Below are 19774 nucleotides of genomic sequence, written 5' to 3' on the forward strand. Positions count from 1 at the left end.
AGGCGGTAGCCTCTGTGGGTCGCATCGCTTTTTCTAAAAATCGTACTTTAATTTACTAACGCCAAATGTTATTGCTAGTTTGCATTTCTGACTCGTGGTCTGCTATTCGTTTTTCCACTTCTCGTAATGAAGGAAAAGCATAACCTCCCAATGCTAATAGAAAACCACAACTAGAAAATAAAGCGATCGCCAGTGCCATACCCGCACCGATTTGAGTACCAAATAAACCGCCAAAGATTGGAGCCAAACTACCCCCTTTTCGCATAGCTGGCTCGAAAAAGCGATCTGCTAGAGGTCCTGCGATCGCGGCTCCTAGAGGAATGGCAATCTGAGCGATGAGATCGCGAGCGGCAAAAACTCGTCCTTGCAGATCTGGTTTGACTTTTGACATCCAAATTGCTTGGTTAGAACTATCGGGGAAGGGAGAGCAAAAACCGCAGGTTAGGGCTGCGCCAATCTTTACAGACGTAGTTCGGGTAAGGGATAACACGATTAAACCCAGTTTCCAAATCGCACTACCAAGTAAAATTCCGTGAATGCGACGTTTAAAACCGCCCCAAATACTAAGAGTTGCCGCACCTAATACGCCGCCGATGCCAAAGCTAGTTAAAAGTCTGCCCCAGGTAGTTGAGTCGTTACCGCTACGAGCTAAAATCATCGCGGGCAGAATGGCAAAATTAATATTTTCAATTAAATTTTCTAGTAAAAAAAAGATAAGTATGGCTAGTAAACCAGGATGTTGTAGCAGATAGCGAAAGCCAAGAGTTAAATCTTGTTTGAGATTAGAATGTCGAATGACTGGATTCTGCCTAAATTGGGGTATACGAACGATACTAAGGGTGCTAACAGCAATAATAAAGGTAATAATGTCGATAACTAGAATACCCGTTAGTCCAATTATCGGGTAGAGAGTTCCTGCTAAAGCAGGAGCTAAAATATAGGCTCCCGACATCCGAACCGAATTAAGGGCAGTAGCTCTGGTGTAATGCTGCTTGGGAACGATAGACGAGAGAGAAGCAGAATAAGCCAAACCCTGCAAGGAACCAAACAAGCCATTGACCGCAGCAGTAAAGTAAAGATGCCAAATTTCTAGGCGATCGCCCAAAAACAAGAATAAAATGGCGATTGTCGAACAACCAGCCAATAAATCTCCTACCATCATTAATTTTTGGCGATTCAGGCGATCGACCAATACCCCCGCAAACAAGGCAGCAATCACCTTGGGAGTTTGAGTAAAAAACAAGATAAAAGATAGGGGAGTTGCCTGTTGAGTAACCGACCAAGCCCAAATTGTAATGGCAAAATTGGTCATTTCCGAACCAAGCATGGAAGCTAATTGACCGAGCCAAATTATGATAAATTTACGCACTTGTTAAGAGGGAGTAGGGGAGATAAAGTTATCTGTCGTATTCTTTTTGCTAATTGGTATAAAGATACTGAATACAAAAATTACAATTGAAAATAAAATGGAAAATCATAAGCGATCGCTCAAGCGAGATGATGTACTGATACGATTGAACAGATACAAACCCAATTTGGAAGAATTTCAAGTTAAGTCTCTCTTGCTTTTTGGCTCAGTGGCACGAGATGACGCAAATACCGAAAGCGATGTAGATTTATTAGTTGAATTCGAGCAAACTATAGGTTTATTTACCTTTGTTCGCTTAAAACGATATTTAGAGAAGATTTTGGACTGTCCAGTTGATTTGGGAACACTTGATTCTTTAAAAGCACATTTACGAGAAAAAGTTTTACAGGAGGCGGTGCGTGTCTTCTAGAGATTTGCGCCGACGACTTCAGGATATTCTGGCAATGTGTGCTGAAATTGCAACTTTTACAGCAGGAATGTCTTTTGCTGATTTTGAACGAGATCCGAAAACGATAAAAGCGGTTTTGTATAATTTGGCAGTCATTGGCGAAGTAGCTAGTCAACTTTTGCCAGAAGTAGAATTGTTGTATCCAGAAATTCCTTGGGTAGATATTCGTGGAATTCGTAACTTGATAATTCACGAGTATTTCCGGGTAAATTTAAATATTGTTTGGGAAACAATTCAAACTGATTTACCGTTATTAGTGCATCAGCTAGAAGAATTAATAGAAAATTTAGACAAAGAAAGTTAGCGATCGCTCCAAAATTGTCCTAATTCATCCACTAAGTGCTACGGCTAAGACATTAATCGAAGTGGTAAATACGGTTTAAAACTCAAATGAAATCGAACCCAACACCGTAAAAGGCTCGCCGCGATCGTTACCTCTAACTCTTACAGTAGAAGCACCTGCTATGTAGTCCACATCGAATATATTTCTAAAATTAAGTGCCGCACGCCAGTTATTACGCTCGTAAGACACGGCAGCATTGGTCAGAAAATAACTATCTAATTCAAAAGAATTATCTAAATCTCCCTGTCTTTCGCCAACAAAGTTAAAACCCAAACCCAAACCGAGTCCTTGTAGATTGCCTTTTTGAATTTCATAAGTCGTCCATAAACTGGCACTGTTTTCGGGAGCGTTGTTAAGGCGGTTGCCAATTTCAAAAATATTGTCTTCGGTAACTTCGGCATCTATATAAGCATAGGAAGCAATAACATTCCATCCAGGCATAATTTCACCTACTACATCCAGTTCGATACCCTGGCTTTCTTGTTCTCCCGTAGCCACCACAGAAAAAGGATCTTCGGGATCTTCAGTGGCAACGTTTTGCTTGGTAATGTTGAAATAAGCCAAAGTCGCCAATAAATCTCCCTCTAAAAACTCAGATTTAACTCCAACTTCAAAACCTTCTCCTTCTTCAGGGTCTAAAGCTTCTCCTTCAGATGTGGTTTCCGTATTGGGTCTAAAGGATTGGGAATAGCTGGCATAGAGAGAAACCGTATCGATAGGTTTGTAAACTACTCCTACACGAGGAGTAAGATTATCGTTAGTATTGCTGACTTCTGTTTGTTCCAAATTATCGGTAACGATTTGTTCTACAGTGTCGTAACGCAACCCTGCTAAAAGAAAGAAATTATCGCCAAAAGAGAAGCGATCTTGAGCAAAAAGTCCCAGTCGTCGAGTTTCCGTTTCGCGATCGCTAATTAAGGGTAAAGTATCAAAATCTGGTCTGGGGGATGTACCGTATACGGGGTTAAATAAATCTAATTCCAAAGGAGTTTCAAGATCCAAGCGAATTAAATCGTTAAAATTATCTTCGGTTAAATTAAGATCTAAGCCAAATAAAACCTGATGATCGATCGCACCCGTAGCAAACTCTCCCTCGGTACTGGTTTGTAAAGAATAACTCTCTCCTTCTTGGGGTTGTGCCGCCCAAAAACGAAACACATCACCCGTTTCATCGTCAATTTCAAAAGGAAAAGCCACTTCTAGTAAGCCGTTTTGTTGCGTGTAGCGAAAAGCATTCCGCAATTTCCACTTATCGTTAAATCGATGCTCCAAGTCATAACCAGCACTGAGAAATTCTTCTTCACCAAAGTCATCGGGTTCGTTGGTAATGCGATCGTAGGGAATGTCGGCAATTTCGTTACCAATGGCAGGTAAACCAAAACTGGGTGGTCGATCTTCATCGAAATATACTAACTCAAAATCAATATCGGTGCGATCGCCTATTTTCCAGGTAACTACGGGTGAGATAAAAAACCTTTCGATATTTTCGTCAACATCCTGAATATCGTCACTGCTACGATATAGGGCATTGAGTCGATAGAGTACGTTTCCATCTTCGGTTAATGGTCCTGAAAAATCGATGCTAGGACTAATAAAATCGCGGTTGCCAAACTGACCTTGGATTTCATAAAAGGGTTCGGATGTAGGCTTTTTGGTGACGATGTTGATTAAACCCCCAGGGTCTATTTCTCCATATAGAATTGAGGCTGGTCCTTTTAATACTTCTACCCGTTCTAAATTTGCTATCTCTGGAACCACATCCGCGCCAAATTGCCGAAAACCATTACGCAAAATCGGTGCTTCGTCAAAACCACGAATGCTAAACTGCAAATTTCTCCCCAAATCCGTACCGCCAAATGTTACCCCACTAACGTTACGCAAGGCTTCATCAAGGCGAATTACCTGTTGGTCTTCTAAGACTTCTTGGGGAACTACCTGAATCGATTCTGGAGTATCGAGAATTGGTGTTTCGGTTCGAGTAACAGATGTAACATCAGGAACAAAATAATCATCGTCCTCTGCTTCTCCCGTAGCGATAATTTCAATTTCTTCATCCGCTTCGGTTTGTGTCGTACTTGCTTCTGGGGTAACACTCAATACTAAGTTTTCCTGCGATGGAATTACTTCAGCATCAGGTGTTTGCCCTTCGCCTGCGATAGTCACGCGAATGCTGCTGTCATCTACTTGAGTAACATTAACTTCCCTAATGCCTTCTACGGGATTGGTTTGATTAAATTTATCTCCCTCTGGCAAAGCTAAGGTAGCATCAAGAATATCGATAACCAGATTATTTCCTTCTGGAAGGATTAAAGGTACTAATCGTTGTCCTGAAGGTGTTTGGAAAGTTATTTCTAGTCCACGCTCTGTTTGCTCTAGTTTTATTTCCGTAATCCGAACCAGTTGAGATTGGGTATTTTCCTGAGCTAGCAAATCTCGGGCAGATATAGAAGAGCTTGTCTGTCTATTTTGAGAAGCAACATCTGTTAAAGCCTCTGTTTTTGCCAGGACTGGCTGCACTTCAGATAAACAGATTGATATCCCCAACCAACTCACGAAAAAAACAAGATTGTCTAATTTTATTTTCATTAACTTACACTAAAATTTTTTGTTCGTATTAAGCGCGATCTCACTCCGCGATCTTGCAAAGCTAATCGCGCAAGCCAAACCAAGACCGTCAATAAAATCCACGATCTGCATTGCAGACACATACGCCAGCTAAATTTTTAATTTACTGCAAATAATTTGCAGTAAATTAAATTAATTATTGTCAATAGTTAAAATTGGTTGTTTTGGATATTTCTCTGTCTGAAATGACAAAAGCCGTGAAACAACCTAAATAAGCGTGCAATTTTAGTTAAATATCATTTTAAAATCGGTATGTATTTGCCAAAGTAATCTTATAGCTTAATGAAATCTATAGTCAATAAAATTAAAAACAAATTTTGAAAGGGTGATGTCGTTCGACAAAAACTTTTCCGCTTTGTCGCCAAAAGCATTGGAAAGTCAGATTTTAGCAAAGTTGTTACTTAAATCACCTTACAAGCTAAATAGAAACAGTTCTTAATAAACTCAGTTCTCCAAACTTATTGATAAATTCTTTTAATAGCTTTTTTGAATAGCAACACAAAAACTTAACGATCTGCGATTGGGTATTTTTTTAGAAATAAAGATGGTACTATCTGGATTATCAAGTTTATTAAAACTAATTCTCAATAAGCGATCGCCAGATAAAGCAATTTTGGTGTATTGAATTGTTGGAGATAGGAGGCTGGATAGTGTGACAGACACTGTAAAAGCAATGAATCACCTTAAAGAGATACTCAAAGATTTAGGGATTCCTAAAGATTTAATTAGAGCAAATGCTGCAATCAATCGAGATTTACAGCTAGATTCTACGGAAATAGTTGAAATTTCTCTGGCATTAAAGCGCAGATTGGGAGTAAAGGTAAAGTTAGAAAGCCGTCAGGATAAGACTTTAGCAGAAGTTTCTGACGCGATCGCCTCTGCAATGACAGAACGCAATAACTAAAAAATTTAGCTTTACTTATTGCAAATTATTTTATATAGTGAAGGAAATCAATGAACTATATTGCGCTGGCAAACTCGCTCATAGAACAAAAATTCAAGCAGTGGGTGTTGACATTGCATCCATATCCAAAATTGCCAGATTAATTAATGCTAGCGATCGCAAAACTTTAAGTCTGATTTTTAGCGATCGCGAACAAAGTTATTGTCAGTTAGTGAATAATTCTTTTATCTACTATGCCTTATGCTTTGGCATTAAAGAAGCCGTTGGCAAAGCGTTAGGTACTGGTTTAGTAGGAATTGACTGGCATGAAATTGAAGCCGATATAAGTAAAGAACTTGTATCAGTGAATTTATCTGGCAAAGCCAAGACACAGGCACAAAAACTATGTATACAAAAATGGTGGGTCGATTGGTGGGAATGGCAAGATTGCGTGTTAGTGAACGTTTTAGGTTTCTCTGAGGAACGGATAAATGAAAATTAAGAAAATACCAAATGTTTTTAACCTCGCTGACTATTTACTAGAGGCTAATCTACAGCGAGGTAATGAAAATAAATTCGCATTTTGCGACAAAGATCGCACCTATACCTATTCGCAGTTAAGTAATTTAGTACAACGTAATGCTGGTTTACTAACCAAACTCGGTGTCGAAAGAGAAAATCGGGTGGGGATATTATTGACCAATTGTATAGAGTCTGTTGTATTTTTCTTAGGAGCAATCTGGCTTGGTGCCGTCCCCGTACCGATTAATCCTGCTTGTTCTGAAGAAGAAATTGATTACATTCTGCAAGACTCGCGTATAAAGGTTTTGTTAACCAGTAAAGCATGGGCAGAAAAATTGGAATTGTCCCGTCAGTTGTTTGTGGAGGGAGACGGGGAGACGGGGAGACGGGGGAACAGGGAAATTGGCTATCTTTTATCAGATTATTTACGTCACGTCTTACTAGTAGATGGCGAAAGGTCTTTCTTATCTTTGTTGGAAGATTCTCCAGAGTTAACTTCTTGTGCGCCGACATCACCCGACGAAGCAGCTTTTTGGCTATATACTTCGGGCAGTACGGGCAAACCCAAAGGGGTAATTCATGCCCATCGTAGTGCTTTAGTGTGTATCGAACAATATGCTAAAGGTATTCTAGGTTTAGATCCAGAAAACGTTATTTATTCTGTTGCCAATATTGCCTTTGCCTATGGTTTGGGTAATAGTCTTTATTTCCCGATCGCAGTTGGCGCGACTTCAGTTCTGTCTGATGCTAATAATGCTTTCGATATTATCGAAGATATTCATAAATATCGACCGTCGGTTTTCTTTGGTATACCTAGCGTTTATGCCCGAATTCTAGAGGTACAAGAGATTGCAGCTTTAGATTCGTCTTCTCTGCGTTTGTGCGTTTCCGCAGCAGAACAGCTACCCAAAAGTATTTGGCAGCAATGGAAAGATAGGCATGGCATAGAGATTTGTGAGGGAATAGGTACGACCGAATTTTTGCATATATTTCTTTCTAACCGTTTAGGAGATTCGCGATCGGGTAGTTCTGGTCGTCCCGTACCTGGTTATGATGTGCGGGTTGTCGATGAAAATGGTCTTCTCTGTGAAGATGAAGAAATTGGCGAACTACAGGTAAGTGGTGACAGTTTAATGTTGGGCTACTGGAATCAACTGCAAAAAACTCGTCAAGCTATCTACGGCAATACCATGAAAACTGGCGATAAATATAAACGCGATCGCGATGGTTGGTTTTATTTTATGGGAAGAGGCGATGACTTATTTAAAGTTAACGGTCAATGGATCTCGCCTTTTGAAATAGAAGCGGTTTTGTACCAGCATCCACAAGTATTGGAAGTGGCAATAGTTCCAGAATATAGTAACGGCGATCGACTTACGGAGATTTCCGCCCATATTAGTTTGAAATCCGAACAACAGCCTGACGTGGAGATAGAAAGAAGTATTCGCACTTTCGCCAAACAGCACTTACCTCATTTTAAAACCCCGAAACAGATTTACTTTGTTGAAAGTTTGCCCCGTACCTCTACAGGAAAAGTTCATCGTCAGCGATTGAAACATCAGAAGGTAAAAGTCAAAAGTTAGAGGCGGTTCGCGCGATGCGTTTGCGAAGCAAGTCGTTAGACTCAGCAAGTCCTTTAGGGAACCGCCGTACAAAAGGCAAAAAGATTTAATTCATTATTCATAATTCATCATTAAATCAATGGTCGTAGAATTTAAAACCGCAGTTAAGTATCGCGAAACCTTTGTTCCAGGGCAAAGGGAAGCAATTATCGTTCTCCATAATCTTCTTGAAGCTGGAATTTTTAGTAAATATGTTTTATACGAAGGTAAGGACGAAGTTCGTATTGCTGGTGGGGAATTAGCGAAGGTAGTAGTTACTCAAGATAAGGTTTTACTCGACAATGCAGGAAAGTCTACTGTCGAACCCGTCAGCGATCCTTTAAAGCAGGTAGAGGCTTTATTAAATTCTGTGTCTATTGAAGACTGGACGGCTTATGGTTACACCGCTTTCGATCTGGCGCGTTTTTATTCTTCTTATTCTCAAGTTAGTTCGCAGCCATTATCTTATTTTGTAATCCCCGAAACCGAACTGCACTTTACTTCACAGGGAGTAAGAATCAAAACCACTCAGTCACTAGATTTTGTAAGAAGACAACTATTTATCGATACCCAGTTACCAGATTACCAAGCAGCAGCTTTTGACTTAGATGGTAGCGATCGCAAAAACTATCAAAACTCTATTAGCAGTTTAATTGAAGCTATTAAGAACCAACGTTTGCATAAAGCAATTATTGCGCGATCGCTTAAGCTGGCTGGAGAACTAGATATTTTAGGAACTTATGTTTTAGCTGGCAAAACTAACAATTCTGCAAGGTCATATTGTTTCAATTTGGGCGATATAGGTGCAGTGGGTTTTAGTCCCGAAACTTTGATGGAAGTCGATCGCAATGGTTTTGTAATTACTAATCCTCTAGCGGGAACTAGACCTCGCGGTGTCAGTATCGACGAAGATATTCAATTCAACAACGAACTATTTACCGATGCCAAAGAAGTCAAAGAACACGCCCTTTCGGTGTGGTTAGCACAAGATGAAATTGCTGCGGTTTGCGTACCAGAAACGGTAAAGATTTTAAACTTTATGGAGGTCAAACAATATCGCTGCGTACAGCATCTATCCTCAAGAGTTGGCGGTCAACTAAAGACAGATAATACTCTTTGGGATGCTTTAAAAGTATTGTTTCCAGGAATCACCGTATCGGGGATTAATAAAGAAAAAGCCCTGGAATGGATCGATCGCCTGGAAGAAGAACCAAGAGGTATTTATGCTGGTGGAGTTGGTTGGGTAAATAGTCAGGGAGAAGCAGATATTGCGATCGCAATTCGTTCGGTATTTCAATATGGCGATTGCATTCAACTCAATGCAGGGGCGGGTATTGTCGCCGAATCAGTGCCTGAAAATGAGTATATCGAGTCGGTTAATAAGATGAATACGATGTTGAATAATTTGGTGTTGAAGTAAAACATTAAACATTTAGCATGTGATAAATGATAAATGAAATGACAATGTATGCAAAAGTACCCGTTCGTTTCCAGACTCCTAATAGTAGTTTGCAAGTAATAAAAATTCAGCCTTTTAAACAGCTTTTAGAAGGAAGAGAAAATTTTATTCAACAACACTATACAGATGTAGAACTTAACGTTAACTATATTGGTGAAAGAAGAATTCAATATCTAGCGGGGCGTTGGGCTGCTAAAAGAGCAATTATCAATATTTTAGATAACGGACGCGAATTTTCTTATCTCGATCTTGAAATTCTACGATTATCTACAGGACAGCCTTCAGTAATTCTATTCGGTCAATGCCAAGCAATAGCAACAAGATTGGGGATTGCACAATGGTTAATAAGCATCAGTCATACCACCACTCATGCCGTCGCTAGTGTAGTTGCAATAGTTTAGAGATTTCTCACATTGAGTCTGTGTGATGACTCAAAATAAAACTTTTTTCAGTTTCTATCTCTCCCAGTCCCCAAGTCCCCAAGTCTCCACATCAGTCATTTAAATCAAATAACTCATGTCCACACACTCCACAGCTATAGGTATCCATTCTTTAGCCGTTAGCTTTCCCAGCGTCATTCGCACTAACGATTATTGGCAGCAAAAATATCCTGATATGGTGCGTTCTCAACCCAGACGAAGAAGAAATCGTTCTGTTGTACCGAGTTCGGTAGATAACGGCTTCGATCTTTGGTCGCAGGAGGTTGCACCTTATTTATCAGATCCTTTTCGGGGGAGTGTCGAACGGCGTGTATTGGGAAATGAATCTACTTTAGAAGTTCAGTATCAGGCTGCGACGGAGGCGTTAACCGCAGCCAAACTGAATGTGGCGGAAGTGGATGTAGTAATGGTGACATCTCTGTTTGCCGATAATCTGGGCTTGGATAATACTACTCTATTGGCGCGAAAATTAGGTTTTAACTGTCCCGTCTGGAATCTAGAATCTACTTGTTCTAGTGCTTTAGTGGCATTGCAAAACGCTCGCGCTCTAATTCAAACGGGAGAATATAACAATGCTTTAGTTATTGTCTCTCACTTTGGCTCGAATACGGTACGAGAAACGGATACTCTAGCTTGGTCGATGGGAGATGGTGCGGGGGCTTTTGTAGTCGGTAAACTAAAACCAGATCGGGGTGTTTTGGCTAGTAAAGTAGTGTCTACTGCTAATACCTACGGGGCTTACCATCATCAATTAGAAATTGGCAGAGAAGGTAAACCGCGAATACTAACGCAAACGGGAGAAAACGCTAGCAGTTTAGCAGAAACAGCCGTAGATTGTGTTCGTACTTGCTGTCAAGAGGCTGCGCTTAAAGCGGGAGTAGATTTAGCAGAAATCGATTTTTTTGTATTTAATACCCCTACCGCTTGGTATGCTCATGTTTGTGCCAGGGCTTTAGGTATCGCACCAGAACGCACCCTCAATCTTTATCCTTATTATGGCAATATTGGGGTTGTCTTTCCTGTGGCTAATCTCTACCATGCTGTTAAGGAAGGAAAGATTAAAGAAAATAGTCTAGTTCTGGTATACACTAACGGCGCATCCGCTACCGCAGCAGCTACAGTTATGCGTTGGGGAGATGTCGCTTTAGGAAAAGCACCAGCAGCACCCAAGCATGAGTTGAGTTCGGAACTTACCCTTGAAGCAGCAAGGGGGCAGGGGGCGGGGTGCAGGGGAGATTCCACTACGCTTTTGAATGGTAAATCAGAAAAAGAGCGCGCTACACCAAAACTTTCTCAAGCGAAAATTTTAGCCGTTAAACCAGAACTAAGAGAAGAGTTAATTAAAAATTACTTAACTATATGGCTGGCTAATACCTTACAGGTTTTACCCAATGAAATTGATGCCTCTCAACCCCTAACTATGTGGCTTGATTCATTGATGGCATTTTCCTTCAAAAGTCGCCTTGAAGCAGATTTGGAAATCAGAGTGCCAATAGAAAGCTTTTTTGGCGACAACAATTTAAATACCCTAACTCAACTAATCCTAGAAAAGTTAACTTTAAGCACTTTAGTAATTCCCGAATTGGTAAGTAACGACGAAGCATCAGAACGGGAAATTTTGAGTTTATAAATCCAATAATTTTATAAAAACTAATTGCAACCATGAATTTACTTTTACTGTTACGAACTCTTTTAGATAAAGGCGTAAAATTAGCTGCTGATGGCGATTCCTTAGCCGTTGATGCCCCCAAAGGAGTTTTAAGCCCCGAACTAAAAAACTCTTTAATCGAGTATAAAGCGGAAATTTTAAAGTTATTGCGGCAAAATAAGAGCAATCCGACTGCTTTACCTACCATTGTTCCCGAATCAGATAAACGCTACGAACCTTTTCCTCTAACAGATATGCAGCACGCCTTTTGGGTAGGTCGCAGTGGAGTGTTTGAGTTGGGTAATGTTGCCAATCACGGTTATTACGAAATTGAAGGCAAGAATTTAGATTTAGATCGGCTAAATACAACATTGCAAAGATTAATCGATCGCCATGATATGTTAAGAGCGATCGTCTTACCCGATGGAAGACAGCAGGTTTTAAAAACTGTTCCGACTTATGAAATCCCAGTTTTAGATTTACGAGATAAAGAAGAACCAGAAGTTAAAACAGAATTAGCAGCAATACGCGATCGCCTGTCCCATCAAGTTTTACCTACAGATCGCTTTCCTTTATTTGAATTTCGCATCACTCTGTTAGATGAAACACGGTTTCGTTTGCACGTTAGTTACGACTTACAAATATTCGACGCTTGGAGTTTGTTTCGATTATTCGATGAGTGGTTTCAACTTTATGAAAATCCTCAGATAGAACTCGAACCTTTAACGATTTCCTTTCGCGATTACGTCTTAACCGAACAAAAGATCCAGCAGACAGAACTATACGAGCGATCGCGTGATTACTGGTTAAATCGCCTGGATAGCTTACCTCCTGCCCCCGACTTGCCTCTAGCAAAACGTCCTAGCGAACTGAAACAGCATCTCTGTAAGCGTTATGCAGGAAGATTAGAAAGCGATCGATGGCAGCAACTCAAACAACAAGCTACTCAAGCGGGTTTGACTCCTTCGGGTATATTACTAGCTGCGTTTACCGAAATTCTGACAATTTGGAGCAAAAGCCCAAAATTTACGATTAGTTTGGCTTTATTCAATCGTCTGCCTTTGCATCCACAAGTGAACGAGCTTTTAGGTGACTTTATTTCTGCCACTCTCTTAGAAGTAGATAATTCTCACCCCGAACCTTTCAACAAAAGAGCTTCCAGTCTGCAACAGCAACTATGGCAGGATTTAGAACATCGTTACTTTAGTGGCGTGAGGGTAACGCGAGAACTAGCGAAAAGAAAAGGTACTACCCCTAGTGCGATACCGATTGTCTTTACCAGCACTCTCGGTTTAGAAAACCTGGGACAAGAAACCTCTACCTTCAGTCATTTTGGCAAACTGGTTTACGGCATTTCTCAAGCTTCTCAAGCCTGGATGGACGTGCAAGTATGGGAGGAAAAAGGCGCATTAACTTTCAATTGGGATGTAGTAGAAGAATTATTTCCTTCAGGAATGATTCAGGATATGTTTGAGGCTTACTGTCGATTGCTTGAAGTAATGTCTGCCCCCCTAGCCCCCCAATCTTGGGGGGAACGAATTAATCGTGAATTACTTTTAAAACATCAATTAAAACAGCGATCGCATATTAACAATACGGCTGCACCGATTTCCGAGGAAATGCTACACACTCTATTTGCAGCGCAAGTAAATAAAAGCAAAGATGAATATGCAGTAATTTCTTCTCAAGGTAATCTCACCTATCAAGAATTGTACGAGTGTTCAAATCAAGTAGCTCATAAACTGCGTTCCCTTGGCGTATCTCCCAACCAACTGGTAGCGGTGATGATGGAAAAAGGATGGGAACAAGTTGTAGCGGTAATGGGAATTTTAACTGCTGGTGCTGCTTATGTCCCTATCGATCCTAATTTACCTGAAGAACGTAGGGATTATTTACTGCAAAATAGTCAAGTTAGCGTAGTTTTAACCCAATCTTGGTTCAAAGAAAAACTAACTAATTACCAAATATTGTGTCTGGAAGATGTAGCCGAGGAAAGCAAAGAAACCCTACAACCAATACAAACCCCTGACGATCTAGCTTACCTAGTTTATACCTCTGGTTCGACAGGTGTTCCTAAAGGGGTGATGATAAATCATCGCGGTGCGGTTAATACTATTCTCGATATCAATCGGAGGTTTAACGTAACTCCAAGCGATCGCGTTTTAGCCCTTTCTTCACTCAGTTTCGATCTGTCCGTTTACGATATTTTCGGAACTCTAGCTGCTGGCGGAACGATTGTTATTCCCGATAAACATAAAGAACGAGATCCCGCACATTGGAATGACGCGATCGCGCAATACAAAGTTACCATTTGGAACTCCGTACCAGCCTTAATGCAGATAATGGTGGACTATGCAGCCGAAAACAACGTTGTTCTAGATAGTCTCCGTTTAGTTTTACTCAGTGGCGACTGGCTACCTCTTACTCTACCCCAACAAATTCAAACCCTAACTAAAGAAGCAAAAGTAATGAGCTTGGGAGGGGCAACAGAAGCCTCAATCTGGTCGATTTTATATCCTATCGAGAAAGTAGATCCAGCCTGGAAAAGCATTCCTTATGGTCGTCCGATGATCAATCAGCAATTCCACGTCATCGATCGCTTTTTAGAACCATGTCCTAATTGGGTTGCAGGAGAACTATATATCGGTGGTATCGGTTTGGCGATGGGTTACTGGCAAAATGAAGCCAAAACCGCAGCAAGTTTTATCGTTCATCCCCAAACGGGTGAGAGATTGTATCGCACGGGGGATTTAGGATGTTACTTACCCGACGGTAATATTGAATTTCTGGGAAGAGAAGATTTTCAAGTCAAAATTGGCGGATATCGCATCGAATTAGGGGAAATCGAAGCAGTTTTAACTCAACATCCCGCAGTAGATAAAGCAGTAGTAGTAGTAGCAGGTAAAAACTCAAAAGAACAACGCCTCGTCGCTTATGCGGTAGTCAACGAAGAAATATCGTGTAACGAACTGCGCGGTTTTCTCAAAGAAAAACTGTCCGAATACATGATTCCCTCAGCCTTCATGTATCTAGAAAAATTACCCCTCTCCGCCAACGGCAAAATCGATCGCAACGCACTTCCCAACCCAGAAATATTACTGCAAGAATTCGCCATCCCCTACACACCACCCCAAAACGCGATCGAAGAAACCCTTGTAAGCATTTGGCAAACGGTACTGGACTTAGAACAAGTAGGAATCGACCATAACTTTTTTGAAATCGGCGGAAATTCTTTGTTAATCACTCAAGTTTATAGCAAGTTGAAAAATCAATCGGGAGACAACTTAGAAACTTTTTCCATAGTCGATCTCTTCAAATATCCCACCATTCGTTCTCTAGCCCAATATCTACAAACCCAAGAAAGCACAGCAGAATCAGAAAACCCAGAATTAATCGAACAAATCGCCGCAGGAAAAAACCGCCTCAGACAGAGATTGCATAAATCGAAATCTGTAAGTTAGGGCAATTTATGAATTGCCCCTACGGAAACATAAACTTTACCAATAAACAAAAATGACACGATCGACAACAGGCTTGGAAATAGCAATCATCGGACTATCGGGACGCTTTCCCAAAAGCAAAAATATCGAAGCCTTCTGGCAAAACCTGATCGACGGTAAAGAACTAACCTCAACCCTACCAGATACCACTACCGCAGGAGGCATTTTAGAAGATGTCGAACTGTTCGATGCTTCCTTCTTTGGCTTCAACCCTAGAGAAGCAGAAGCAATGGACCCCCAACACCGCTTATTTTTAGAATGCGCTTGGGAGGCTTTGGAAAATGCGGGTTATGACTCGGAACGAGAAACTAGACCGATTGGAGTCTATGCAGGAGTTGGTATCAGTACCTATTTACTCTATAACCTCAGTCACGAAATAATTAAATCTAGAGGTTTCGTTCCCACCCTAATAGGAGTCGATAAAGACTACCTACCCACCCGCGTATCCTATAAATTAAACCTCACAGGTCCCAGCGTTAGCGTCGGTACGGCTTGCTCTAGCTCTTTAGTCGCAGTGCATTTAGCCTGTCAAAGCTTACTCAGTGGAGAATGCGACATGGCTTTAGCTGCTGGCGTGGCGGTGAAAGTACCCCAAACAGAGGAAATTTTATCTCCAGGGCAAATTGTCTCGCCCGATGGTAAATGTCGAGCCTTTGCTGCCTCGGCAAATGGCACTCTTGGCGGTAACGGAATTGGGGTTGTAGTTTTAAAACGCTTAGAAGATGCGATCGCCGATCGCGATTATATTTACGGAACTATTAAAGGTTCGGCAATTAATAACGATGGTGCGCTCAAAGTTGGCTACACCGCACCGAGTCAGGAAGGACAGGCTAAGGTAATTCGTTCGGCGCAAATTATGGCGGAAGTAGAGCCAGAAAGCATATCTTATATTGAGGCACACGGTACGGGAACTACTTTAGGCGATCCGATTGAAATTGCTGCTTTGACTCAGGCTTTTCAGTCTAGTACGAATAAAACAGGTTATTGTGCGATCGGTTCGGTAAAAACCAACGTCGGACATTTAGATGCTGCTGCGGGAATTACAGGTTTAATTAAAACCGCTCTGGCACTCGATCGCCAAGTAATACCACCCAGTCTCAATTTCGATGCACCCAATCCTGAAATAGATTTTAAAAATAGCCCGTTTTACGTCAATACCGAATTAAAAAAATGGCAAACCAACGGTAAACTGCGTCGCGCTGCTGTTAGTTCTTTTGGGTTTGGCGGTACGAATGCTCACGTAATTTTAGAAGAAGCACCTTTAAAAAGTCAAAAGTCAAAAGTCAGAAGTCAAAAGAAATTTTGGCAATTATTAATTCTGTCCGCCAAAACCAGTTTGGCATTAGAAACTGCTACGAGTAATTTAATTGATTATCTAGAACAGCATCCAAAAACGAACCTCGCTGATATCGCTTATACCTTACAAGTTGGTCGTCGGATGTTTAGTCATCGTCGTCTGGTTGTCACTGAAAACGTCGAAGATGCAGTTAAAGCCCTAAGATCGCCCGAACGAATTTTAACTCAACATCAAGAAGCCAAAAATCGCCTCGTAGTGTTTATGTTTACGGGGCAGGGTTCGCAATACGTCAATATGGCGCGGGAACTATACGAAACCGAACCTGTATTTCGTCAGCAGTGCGATCGCTGTTTTGCCTTACTGCAATCTCAATCGGGATTAGATTTAAAAGCTTATTTATACCCACAAGCAGATACAGAACAAGCAGCACAGCAGTTGCAGCAGACGGCGATCGCTCAACCAGCTATCTTTGTTATTGAATACGCCTTAGCCAAATTATGGATATCTTGGGGCATAAAACCCGTAGCTGCGATCGGTCATAGTATTGGGGAATATGTCGCTGCAACCATAGCAGGGGTATTTTCTCTGGAAGATGCTTTAACTTTGGTAACTGTACGGGGTCAATTAATGCAGCAACTACCATCGGGGAGTATGTTAGCGATTCCTCTATCGGAAGTGGAAATACAGCCTTTATTAAATGAAAATATTTTTTTAGCGGTAATTAACGGTAAATCGAACTGCGTAGTTTCGGGAACAAATGAGGCGATCGCAGCATTACAAGATCGATTAACAAATGAGGGGATTGATTGTCGTCTTCTTCATACTTCTCATGCTTTCCATTCCGCAATGATGGAACCAATTTTAAAACCATTTGGCGATCGCGTTTCTCAAATTAAGCTCAATCCCCCTCAAATCCCCTATGTTTCTAACGTTACGGGTACTTGGATTACTGCCGAAGAAGCAACTAATCCCGATTACTGGACGACTCATCTACGGCAAACGGTACGCTTTGCAGAAGGCTTACAGGAATTATTCAAGCGATCGGACTCTATTTTATTAGAAGTAGGCGCGGGTAGAACGTTAAGTAAATTAGCCAAACAGCATCCAGATAAACCACCCCAACAGGTAGTATTAAATTCCCTTCGTCATCCTCAAGAACAACAGTCTGATGTCAGGTTTTTGTTGAACACATTAGGACAGCTTTGGCTGGCGGGAGTAAAAACAGATTGGTTGGGTTTTTATAACGGAGAAAAATTAAACCGCATTCCTTTACCGACTTATCCTTTTGAACGTCAACGTTATTGGATCGAACCTTCTATTAATATCAGTTCGGGTTGGAAGACGAAAAGTCTGGCAGAGGAGGAGTCTGGCAGAGGAGGAGACTGGGAGAAAGATAATTCTATTCAAAAAACTGCTAAAATTTGGGATTCTTTAAACAAAGCTGGTAAAAAACAAGATATCGCCGACTGGTTTTATGTTCCTTCTTGGAAACGTTCGGTATTACCTATAAGCCCCCTAAATCCCCCAAAAATGGGGGACTTTGAAAACCATTCCCCCCAAACTTGGGGGGCTAGGGGGGCAAAATCCGAATCTTGGTTAGTATTCGTCGATGAATTAGGTTTGGGTAAGCAGATTTTAAAACAGTTAGAGATCGCAGGGCAAAAGGCGATCGCGATTTATATTGGCGATAAGTTTAGTTATTTAGGCAAAAATTCTCAAAATCAAAGACTATATGCAATTAATCCCGAAAATAGACGAGATTATGAGGCTTTGTTTGAAGAGTTGTTCGATCTGAATTGGACACCAAGTAAGATTTTGCATTTGTGGAGTGTTACACCCGAAAAGCAAAAAGAGGATGTTCAAACAAGGGGATTTTGTTCTTTATTGTTTGTCGTGCAGGCTTTAGTGAAGAAAGATCGCGCACAGAAACGCAGAGAGGATTTATCTTTTGTTGTTATTTCTAACAATCTTCAGTCGGTTACGGGTGAGGAAGTAATTACTCCAGAGAAAGCCACTATCCTCGGCGCGGTTAAAACGATTCCTTTAGAGTATCCCCATATTTCTTGTCGCAGTATCGATGTTAGCTTTCCTACTGTTTCAGAAGAAAAACTTGCTGAACAATTAATAACAGAAGTTTATACTTCAACTTCAGACCAAATTATTGCCTATCGGAGTAAACATCGGTGGATACAAACCTTTGAACCCGTCAGACTAGAGAGTAAGTCGTCTTTAGATATCAACCTCAGTCGAAATGACGAGGAGACGGGGGGACACGGGGACACGGGGATAAATGAGATAACACAACAGGATCGTTTTACCTCGGCAACATCAACTTCACATATAAGAGAGGGCGGAGTTTATCTGATTACGGGTGGATTGGGCGGTATTGGCTTGGTTATAGCAGAATATCTAGCCAGAACGGTAAAAGCTAAATTAGTTCTCTGTGGACGATCGCAATTTCCTCCCCGCAGTCAATGGAAAGAATGGTTACACTCTCACGATGAAAGCAATTCTCTTAGTGAAAAAATTCGACAGATTCAGGCTTTAGAAGCATTAGGGGCAGAAGTTTTAGTTGCTAGTGCCGATGTGAGCGATCGCGCTTCAATGCAAGCCTTAGTAAATCGAGTACACGCTCGCTTTGGAGAAATTAACGGTATCATTCACGCAGCAGGGGTAGCAATTCCAGGCAAAATTGAGTCTAGAGATAAAGAACCCGTAGAAACAGTTTTTGCTGCTAAAGTACAAGGAGTTTTGGTACTAGAAAAAGTTTTTGCAAATACGCCTTTAGATTTTACGGTGCTGTTTTCTTCTCTTAGTTCTCTTTCGGGGGGATATGCAGTAGATTACGTGGCTGCCAATGCCTTTTTAGATGCTTACGCTCATTATCGCAATGCTAAAGATGATTCTTTTACAGTTGCAATTAATTGGGATAACTGGCAAACAGTCGGCATGGCTTCACAAATAGAAGTTTCCGAGGAATTAAAACCGTTTTATCTAGAAAATCAGAAAAATAGCATTGCTGCCGAAGAAGGGATCGAGGCATTTAAACGCATTCTTAATTATCGTTTACCCCAAGTTGTCGTTACGGGAAGGGATTTAGAAACTGCGATCGCCCAACACCATTCGGCTAAAGCAATGGAAACCCAAGCAGAGGTTACTACGCAACAATTATATCCTCGTCCACAGTTGAGTAATACCTACGTTAGTCCTCGTAATTCCAGCGAAGAAATTTTGGTAGAACTTTGGCAACAACTTCTCGGTATCGATCGAGTAGGCATTTACGATAATTTCTTTGAATTGGGTGGTGATTCTATTCTGAGTTTCCAAGTAGCATTAAAAGCCAAAGAAAAAGGCTTACAGCTAAAACCCAATCAGTTATTTGAACATCCCGCGATCGCAGATTTAGCAAAGGTAGTTGGTATTGAGAAGACGGAGGAAAACCCAATAGATACGGCTGAATCTTCCCAACAATACACGGCTAATTTATCTCAAACCGAACTAAACAAGCTTCTAACCAAGATTGGTAACAAACAAAGTAGGTTGGGTTGAGGTTATCATTTTGCCCCCCTAGCCCCCCAACATTGGGGGGAACAAATTTTTTAAAGTCCCCCACTCGCGCATTCCCTTGCGCCTGTCGTC

General features: G+C 41.1%; 12 protein-coding genes. 10 read left to right on the top strand and 2 right to left on the bottom strand.

Features of this window, described 5'->3' with window-relative positions:
* Window positions 1-55 precede the first annotated feature (55 nt).
* Window positions 56-1369, bottom strand: coding sequence for an MFS transporter (locus tag KV40_RS22705; protein WP_036486299.1), 1314 nt, complete (start codon window positions 1367-1369; stop codon window positions 56-58).
* A gap of 97 nt (window positions 1370-1466) precedes the next feature.
* Here KV40_RS22705 and KV40_RS22710 point away from each other — a divergent pair, with 97 nt between their 5' ends.
* A complete protein-coding gene (locus KV40_RS22710) occupies window positions 1467-1778 on the top strand; it encodes a nucleotidyltransferase family protein (protein ID WP_036486301.1) in 312 nt (103 codons plus the stop codon).
* The gene (locus KV40_RS22715; protein ID WP_036486303.1) at window positions 1768-2121 is read left to right on the top strand and encodes a DUF86 domain-containing protein; all 354 of its coding nucleotides are present in this window, start codon (window positions 1768-1770) and stop codon (window positions 2119-2121) included. Before KV40_RS22710 ends, KV40_RS22715 begins: the two co-directional genes overlap by 11 nt.
* A gap of 75 nt (window positions 2122-2196) precedes the next feature.
* On the opposite strand, the gene KV40_RS22720 is transcribed toward KV40_RS22715, so the two are convergent.
* Window positions 2197-4746 carry a TonB-dependent siderophore receptor gene (locus KV40_RS22720; RefSeq protein WP_036486305.1) on the bottom strand — a complete coding sequence of 850 codons (2550 nt, stop codon included), beginning with the start codon at window positions 4744-4746 and terminating at the stop codon, window positions 2197-2199.
* Window positions 4747-5437: 691 nt separating this feature from the next.
* Here KV40_RS22720 and KV40_RS22725 point away from each other — a divergent pair.
* The 8 genes from KV40_RS22725 (at window position 5438) to KV40_RS22760 (ending at window position 19684) form a co-directional block, all read left to right on the top strand.
* Window positions 5438-5689 (top strand): acyl carrier protein, encoded by a 252-nt coding sequence (locus KV40_RS22725; protein ID WP_216595674.1) that lies wholly within the window; start codon window positions 5438-5440, stop codon window positions 5687-5689.
* 37 nt (window positions 5690-5726) lie between these two features.
* Window positions 5727-6170, top strand: a complete 444-nt coding sequence (locus tag KV40_RS22730; protein ID WP_216595675.1) for a holo-ACP synthase — start codon at window positions 5727-5729, stop codon at window positions 6168-6170.
* Window positions 6160-7773, top strand: a complete 1614-nt coding sequence (locus tag KV40_RS22735) for a benzoate-CoA ligase family protein (RefSeq protein ID WP_036486309.1) — start codon at window positions 6160-6162, stop codon at window positions 7771-7773. The genes KV40_RS22730 and KV40_RS22735 overlap by 11 nt, the downstream gene beginning before the upstream one ends.
* 118 nt (window positions 7774-7891) lie before the next feature.
* Complete coding sequence (locus KV40_RS22740) at window positions 7892-9211, top strand: anthranilate synthase component I family protein (RefSeq protein WP_036486311.1); 1320 nt, start codon at window positions 7892-7894, stop codon at window positions 9209-9211.
* A 38-nt stretch (window positions 9212-9249) separates the two neighbouring features.
* On the top strand, window positions 9250-9651 hold the full coding sequence (locus KV40_RS22745) for a holo-ACP synthase (protein WP_172657325.1): 402 nt from the start codon (window positions 9250-9252) through the stop codon (window positions 9649-9651).
* A gap of 115 nt (window positions 9652-9766) precedes the next feature.
* Complete coding sequence (locus KV40_RS22750; RefSeq protein WP_036486313.1) at window positions 9767-11320, top strand: 3-oxoacyl-[acyl-carrier-protein] synthase III C-terminal domain-containing protein; 1554 nt, start codon at window positions 9767-9769, stop codon at window positions 11318-11320.
* A 32-nt stretch (window positions 11321-11352) separates the two neighbouring features.
* The gene (locus KV40_RS22755; protein WP_036486315.1) at window positions 11353-14799 is read left to right on the top strand and encodes a non-ribosomal peptide synthetase; all 3447 of its coding nucleotides are present in this window, start codon (window positions 11353-11355) and stop codon (window positions 14797-14799) included.
* Window positions 14800-14851: 52 nt separating this feature from the next.
* A complete protein-coding gene (locus KV40_RS22760) occupies window positions 14852-19684 on the top strand; it encodes a type I polyketide synthase (RefSeq protein ID WP_036486317.1) in 4833 nt (1610 codons plus the stop codon).
* Window positions 19685-19774: the final 90 nt, after the last annotated feature.

The organism is Myxosarcina sp. GI1 (genome assembly GCF_000756305.1).
Classification (GTDB): Bacteria; Cyanobacteriota; Cyanobacteriia; order Cyanobacteriales; family Xenococcaceae; genus Myxosarcina.

Bases quoted from the DNA above. Each gene is read 5' to 3' on its own strand.
- KV40_RS22710 (WP_036486301.1), top strand. From the start codon at position 1,467: ATGGAAAATCATAAGCGATCGCTCAAGCGAGATGATGTACTGATACGA.
- KV40_RS22720 (WP_036486305.1), bottom strand. From the start codon at position 4,746: ATGAAAATAAAATTAGACAATCTTGTTTTTTTCGTGAGTTGGTTGGGG.
- KV40_RS22735 (WP_036486309.1), top strand. From the start codon at position 6,160: ATGAAAATTAAGAAAATACCAAATGTTTTTAACCTCGCTGACTATTTA.
- KV40_RS22740 (WP_036486311.1), top strand. From the start codon at position 7,892: ATGGTCGTAGAATTTAAAACCGCAGTTAAGTATCGCGAAACCTTTGTT.
- KV40_RS22745 (WP_172657325.1), top strand. From the start codon at position 9,250: ATGACAATGTATGCAAAAGTACCCGTTCGTTTCCAGACTCCTAATAGT.
- KV40_RS22750 (WP_036486313.1), top strand. From the start codon at position 9,767: ATGTCCACACACTCCACAGCTATAGGTATCCATTCTTTAGCCGTTAGC.
- KV40_RS22755 (WP_036486315.1), top strand. From the start codon at position 11,353: ATGAATTTACTTTTACTGTTACGAACTCTTTTAGATAAAGGCGTAAAA.
- KV40_RS22760 (WP_036486317.1), top strand. From the start codon at position 14,852: ATGACACGATCGACAACAGGCTTGGAAATAGCAATCATCGGACTATCG.